The sequence below is a fragment of the Desmonostoc muscorum LEGE 12446 genome (assembly GCF_015207005.2).
Lineage (GTDB): Bacteria > Cyanobacteriota > Cyanobacteriia > Cyanobacteriales > Nostocaceae > Nostoc > Nostoc muscorum.
Genome location: NZ_JADEXS020000005.1, coordinates 23616 through 29615, shown reverse-complemented (window position 1 = coordinate 29615; position 6000 = coordinate 23616). Strand labels below are relative to the sequence as shown.

Genomic DNA, 6000 nt, shown 5'->3' with positions numbered 1-6000 from the left:
AACCTGTTAAAGCTGCTAGTGAGCAAAATTTTAGCCCTCTGGGGTGAGGGCTTTTTATTCACAAGCGATCGCACAACGCAGTCCTATCCCCTCAAAGAGACACAATATTGATTTTGTTGCATTTAGCTTGTCCAATCCGTGAGCTATTCTGCTTCCTGCCATCCTTCTATTGATGCCAATAAAATATTAATCAAAGGATTGTCAACTAGCTCCTTGAAAGCTTCCGTTCCCCCAGCTTTCAATGCACCTATTACTCGTGCTTTCAAAGTAGGGTTTTTCTCAAGCTCATCAACAGCTTTAGAGACAACAGCCATCTTTTCAACAGTAGTTTTAGTAGGATAACTCTGTTCTAATTGATTGAGAAGCTGTTGAATTTCTGCTGCTGCTTCAGCAAGATTTTTTTTCTGCTCAGGTGTGTAGTTATATTGATTAAAAGTCGAGTGACTACCAGATTGTGCTGTATCTACAAACTGGTTATTAGAATTTCTTTGGTCGTACTTGGATTGATAGGATTCTGACATAGACTTACTATCCAATGAAGCTTTAAAATCAATAATATTTTGAATAGGTCTAGCAGCCATTTCTTTGGCAAGACTCATAATGTTTGCGCTCTGCTCTCTATAAAATATTATTTGTTCGTCTTTAACTTGTAATTCTTTACGATATGTTGCAGCAAGTACATTTAATTTGAATTCATATAGTTCTTTGATCCTGCATTCAATTTCAGCCTTATTAGCTTCTGGTAAAACTTCAAGCCTAATTATAAATGCGTTCCCACTTTTCTTTTCAAATGCTTGAACTGATAAGTTTTCTTGACCATATTCAGCCTGTAGTTCTTGAAAAGATAGAAGAAATGCTTTCCAATCAATACCATCTGCAAAGATTAAGTCAACTGTTTCTAAAGCTTTCTGGAATAGCTTGGTAAACACTCCAGGCGCAAACTCTCCACTACTGGGACGACGTTCTTGTTTGTCACTTTTTAAATAGACATATCGGCAATCAATATCATCTAGCTTTGTAGCAGAGTTGATATTCCAGTCTTCCAAACAAGCCCCTGTAAACTTTGCGTTTGTAAAATCAGTTCCTAATGCTTGAGTTTTACTTAGATTAGCGTCCCTGAGGTTAACCCCATTAAGGTCAAATTCACTGAGGTCAAGTCCACTAAGGTTAGCTCCGCTGAGGTTAGTTCCTCTGAGGTTAACCCCGCTAAGGTCAAATTCACTGAGGTCAAGTCCACTAAGGTTAGCTCCGCTGAGGTTAGTTCCTCTGAGGTTAACCCCGCTAAGGTCAAATTCACTGAGGTCAAGTCCACTAAGGTTAGCTCCACTAAGGTTAGCTCCGCTGAGGTTAGCCCCAATGAGATTAACCCCACTGATCTCAGCTCCGCTGAGGTTAGCCCCGCTAAGGTTAGCTCCGCTGAGGTTAGCCCCAATGAGATTAACCCCACTGATCTCAGCTCCGCTGAGGTTAGCCCCGCTAAGGTTAGCGCTGCGGAGGTCTGTATTGCTGAGGTTAGCCTCCCTGAGGTCAAGTCCGCTGAGGTTAGCCTCACTGAGGTTAGCGCTGCGGAGGTCTGTATTGCTGAGGTTAGCCTCCCTGAGGTCAAGTCCGCTGAGGTTAGCCTCACTGAGGTTAGCCTCCCTGAGGTCAAGTCCGCTGAGGTTAGTGCTGCGGAGGTTAGCCTCACTGAGGTTAGCGCTGCGGAGGTCTGTATTGCTGAGGTTAGCCCCGCTAAGGTTAGCCTCACTGAGGTTAGCGCTGCGGAGGTCTGTATCGCTGAGGTTAGCCCCGCTAAGGTTTGCTCTACTGAGGTTAGCTCTGCTGAGGTTAGCTCTGCTGAGGTTAGCTCTGCTGAGGTTAGCTCTGCTGAGGTTAGCTCTGCTGAGGTTAGCTCTGCTGAGGTCTGTATAGCGAAGGTCAAGTTCGCTGAGGTTAGCCTCACTGAGGTTAGCGCCGCTGAGGTTAGCACCACTGAGGTTAGCCTCACTGAGGTTAGCGCCGCTGAGGTTAGCGCCGCTGAGGTTAGCCTCACTGAGGTTAGCGCCGCTGAGGTTAGCTCTGCTGAGGTTAACTCTACTAAGGTTAGCTCTGCTGAGGTTACCGTCGCTGAGGTCTGTATAACGCAGGTCTGCGCCACTCAGGTTAGCCCCCCAGAGTTTTGCGTCGCTGAGGTTAGCCCCCCAGAGTTTTGCGTCGCTGAGGTTAGCGCCACTGAAGTTAGCCCCCCAGAGTTTTGCGCCGCTGAGGTCTGTGCCGCTGAGGTCTGCCTCGCTAAAGTCAAAAATTATATTTGGATTTTTAAGTTTCCATTTATTCCAAGCTTGCACATCTTTCTTCAGCCGAACATAATGCTCCTCATTAACCATTGCGAGATATCCTTATTCTTATCTTCAGAATAAATTAGGCATAACTATAGAGATACCATTGTCAATTAACCTTACTAAATGTCAGCAGCCCGTTGCGTTTGGGCATCGGTCAAAAATAAATAGAGAGAAAAAATAAAGACTTTATATGTTAAATCATTACCTTCTGTTGGTTTTCAGAATTTCTTCTACCCCCTGACCCTAGAACTAAAACCCTACTCAGGCAAGTAAAGCCCTGAAGAATCGCTAGGCTTGGCGTGGGCATAGCGGCTGGTAGTATGCAAAGATGAATGCCCCAAAGTCTGCTGCACCAGATGCACCGATGCGTGTCTGTCTAAACTATGACTAGCGTGAGAGTGTCGTAACCAGTGGGGGCTAACTTTGCCCTTGATACCAGCTTTTTTACCAGCCGCCGCGACGATATCACGGATATGTCTTTCTTTTAAAGGCTCATCTCCCTTGCGACTTTTGAACACCGCCGCCTCCGGGGTATCTGTTGGCATACGCAGAGCGAGTAGTGCCTGATAAACCTTTTTGGGAATCAGCACTGTCCTGGTCTTCTCGCCTTTGCCAAACAGCGTAACTTGCCCTTGTCCGTTGCGATTGGAGCGAATATCGCGCCACCGTACCTGGGCTACCTCACCCACCCTGGCGGCGGTATAGTAAAGGAACTGAATCAAAGCCCGATCGCGTTCATTAGTCGTCAGGGCTACCATCGTCATCACTTCTACTTCTGAGAGAATCCGCTCGGCAAGTCGGTCTTTGGTCTTGGGTAGCAAAGTATCATCTGCGGCGTTGAATGAAAGGTATTTGATTTTGCAACCATAGTTAAACAGACTTTTGAGAGCGGCAATTCTCCTCGCGCGGCTGGCTGGTGCTAAAGGTTTTCCGGTCTTAGTGGGGTGAGTCTCTAAAAAATCGGCGAATGCTTGCACATCGTTGATGGTGACAGTTCGCAAGTCGATATCATTTAACTGCACCTGTTCGGGGTTCTGCCCCAACAGGAAAGCCACAAAATAGCGGATATCAGTTTCGTAAGCGCGGTGAGATTCCTGACTGCGTTTAGTCGTCAACCACAGCGCAACCAACTGCGCGGTGTTGGCAACATCAGCCATTTGGACAGCACTCGTTATCCCCTGCGAGGTATGTGTGAACATAAAACCAACAACATCGAGATTGCCTACCCTGACTGGGATTAGGCTTTATTCATGAAAACGAATCACCGATAAAGTTTGTTATCGGTGATAGAATCTCAGTTTCCCACATAACAACGCGGCGATCACTGGAAAGAACCTAATTTAATTTTGCGTCTTTCTTCCAATTACTTCTCACTCTTCTCTCCATGCCAGCATTGCGATCACCCTCATCTTTAGAAAGAGGGTTTATCACGACATCGGGGGAAGGGAGGCAACATTACCGATTAGGGCAATCACCGACAGTGGGACGTAGCCCATCGCCTCAAGGATATAGAAAGAGGCAAGCACATCCTGTTAAGCTATCTCAGGATTGCTTTGGTATAAGAAGGAATATAAAAACGTGAAGATTACGCAAGAGGTATCACTAATTAGTCGTGGTAGCTTTCGGGAGTCTCAAGAGTGGGCTGTGATTCAAAATGAGATCCGCAGTGCTATTGAGTTGATTGTTTGGCCTCCTGGTGCATTAACTTTCACGATTAATCCAACCCTTCATGGGAATGGTGTTAAGCCTATTAAAACTGCTTGTATGACTGCTCTTAAAGAAAGTTTTGGCTGGCAGCTTGAAACTAAAATTCTATATGCAACTAAAGCACCTGGACGAGTAGATGCTACCAAAGTTTTGGATAAACATCTGTTTGCCCTTGAATGGGAAACAGGGAATATTTCATCCAGTCACCGAGCAGTTAACAAATTAGTTCTGGGAATGTTACGAGGCGTTTTTTTAGGTTCAGCTTTAGTGCTTCCTAGCCGTAGTCTTTATACTTATCTTACTGACAGAATTGGAAATTATGAAGAATTAGAACCTTACTTTGATGTGTGGCGGGCAGTGAATATAAATGAAGGATTCTTGGAAATATTTGTGGTTGAACATGATGCTATAGATAATAATGTGCCAAAAATAACGAAAGGCACAGATGGACGCGCTCTAATCTAGAGAAGCAAAATTTTAAATCTTTACCTGTGTGAAAATAAATCTAATTGCGTTGATTCTTGTTGTTTATTTTTAACTTTCTTCTTTCCTCTTGCCGATTCCCATTCTTCCTTGTTTCCATTTGCTAAGTCAGCTAGTCGCTGAACGGCTGGCTCTATATCGCCAATTTCTGTACCTAACCAATATCGATGTAACTTTTCAGCAGCATAGAATGTGGTACCAGATCCGCCAAATGGATCAATTACTATTTGTCCTGGGTTTGATGCCATAGCAATGATGCGTTCAAGCATAATTGGAGCTAATTCATTAGCTCCCCTTTTCTTGTGCTGACGATGCCTTACTGGTGGAATATCAGCCCACATTTCTTCAAGTTCAGTCCAAAAAGTTTCCTCAACGTTATCAGCATAGGAAGCATCTTCCCAAACATCTTCAGGAGTATCCCAAATATCCATTAAGTTAATACCTTGAGGATTTAGCTTTTTGCGGTGTCCACCGTAATCTCTAATTTCTCCACCACAGTGACGGCAAACTTGAATTGGTGTGTAAACCTTATTGAAAACGGCTGGTTCTCCTTTTGTGTAGTAAAGCAGTCCATAGTGAGCTGGAGACATTCTTTTACCACGGGGAAAAGCTTTAGGCATTCTGCACGCAATCCAGTGGCGGAAAAGCATACCATTTTGGTTGAGATATGCACCATACTCAATGCACCATTTAGGTAAATTAAAAATGAATAAACTTCCACCTGGCTTCACTACACGTATACTCTCACTCAGCCACTCCTTCGACCATATGAGATATTCCTCAGATTGCCTCTGGTCGTTAACACCTTTGCCATAATCTTTGCCAAGGTTGAAAGGTGGATCGGCAAATACAACATCAATGGAACCATCAGGAAGAGCTTTTAAAAAGTTGAGGCAATCTCCTTGGTAGAGAATGCCGTAATTGCTCTGATAAACCTCAATTAATTTCTGATTAGTGACAGCTAAAGGTGATATAAGGCGAACAGGTGTCATTGAGGTATTCTCTTCTTTATTAACACTAATTTAAAATCTTAAAAACTCTATTGACAATTGTCAATAGAGTTTTGTGTCGAAGCTGTAGTACGTGGTTGATAAGGCTTGCCGACAGGTTTATCTCTATAGCGTTGCATCTCTGCCTCCTCTATATAGTAAAAACGTCCTAGCTTATGGGCTATAATCTGCCCATTCTTAATTAAATCGTGAACTCGTTGTCGCGTGATTTCGAGTTCTTTGGCTACTTCGCTGACGGAGAGTAATTTAGAGTTACTTTGTTCTGACATACAGGGTGAAGCGTTTCAGCATCATAAGAGTAATAGACTTATCAACCTTATTGGTCTGCTTGGATCATAAAATCTTTAGGCGTGTCAATGTTGTTTTGAATCTTGTGTACTGGGTGACAGAATCACCAGGGTGATTCTGTCACCCATCGCCCTTAGTCGGGACAGGAGATTATGACGACATTTTCCCTAAATGCAACGACGGTAAAGTAT

4 protein-coding genes and 2 pseudogenes are annotated in these 6000 nt (G+C 44.0%); 1 reads left to right on the top strand and 5 read right to left on the bottom strand.

Annotated features, from left to right (window positions below; genetic code table 11):
- Positions 1 to 143: 143 nt before the first annotated feature.
- The 3 genes and pseudogenes from IQ276_RS39800 to IQ276_RS39795 form a co-directional block, all read right to left on the bottom strand.
- Positions 144 to 1985, bottom strand: a pseudogene (locus tag IQ276_RS39800) (pentapeptide repeat-containing protein); the annotation flags it as partial.
- A gap of 12 nt (positions 1986 to 1997) precedes the next feature.
- A pseudogene (locus IQ276_RS41400) lies at positions 1998 to 2366 on the bottom strand (pentapeptide repeat-containing protein); the annotation flags it as partial.
- Positions 2367 to 2578: 212 nt separating this feature from the next.
- On the bottom strand, positions 2579 to 3520 hold the full coding sequence (locus tag IQ276_RS39795; RefSeq protein ID WP_193913317.1) for a tyrosine-type recombinase/integrase: 942 nt from the start codon (positions 3518 to 3520) through the stop codon (positions 2579 to 2581).
- A gap of 379 nt (positions 3521 to 3899) precedes the next feature.
- Between IQ276_RS39795 and IQ276_RS39790 the strand changes: the two genes are divergently transcribed.
- Positions 3900 to 4493 (top strand): PDDEXK family nuclease, encoded by a 594-nt coding sequence (locus tag IQ276_RS39790; RefSeq protein WP_193913319.1) that lies wholly within the window; start codon positions 3900 to 3902, stop codon positions 4491 to 4493.
- Positions 4494 to 4513: 20 nt separating this feature from the next.
- Here the strand turns inward: IQ276_RS39790 and IQ276_RS39785 are convergent, their stop codons facing one another.
- Positions 4514 to 5503 (bottom strand): DNA-methyltransferase, encoded by a 990-nt coding sequence (locus IQ276_RS39785; protein ID WP_193913321.1) that lies wholly within the window; start codon positions 5501 to 5503, stop codon positions 4514 to 4516.
- Between the two features lie 47 nt (positions 5504 to 5550).
- Positions 5551 to 5790, bottom strand: coding sequence for a helix-turn-helix domain-containing protein (locus tag IQ276_RS39780; protein WP_193913323.1), 240 nt, complete (start codon positions 5788 to 5790; stop codon positions 5551 to 5553).
- Positions 5791 to 6000 lie beyond the last annotated feature (210 nt).

Bases quoted from the DNA above. Each gene is read 5' to 3' on its own strand.
- IQ276_RS39785 (WP_193913321.1), bottom strand. From the start codon at position 5,503: ATGACACCTGTTCGCCTTATATCACCTTTAGCTGTCACTAATCAGAAA.
- IQ276_RS39795 (WP_193913317.1), bottom strand. From the start codon at position 3,520: ATGTTCACACATACCTCGCAGGGGATAACGAGTGCTGTCCAAATGGCT.
- IQ276_RS39780 (WP_193913323.1), bottom strand. From the start codon at position 5,790: ATGTCAGAACAAAGTAACTCTAAATTACTCTCCGTCAGCGAAGTAGCC.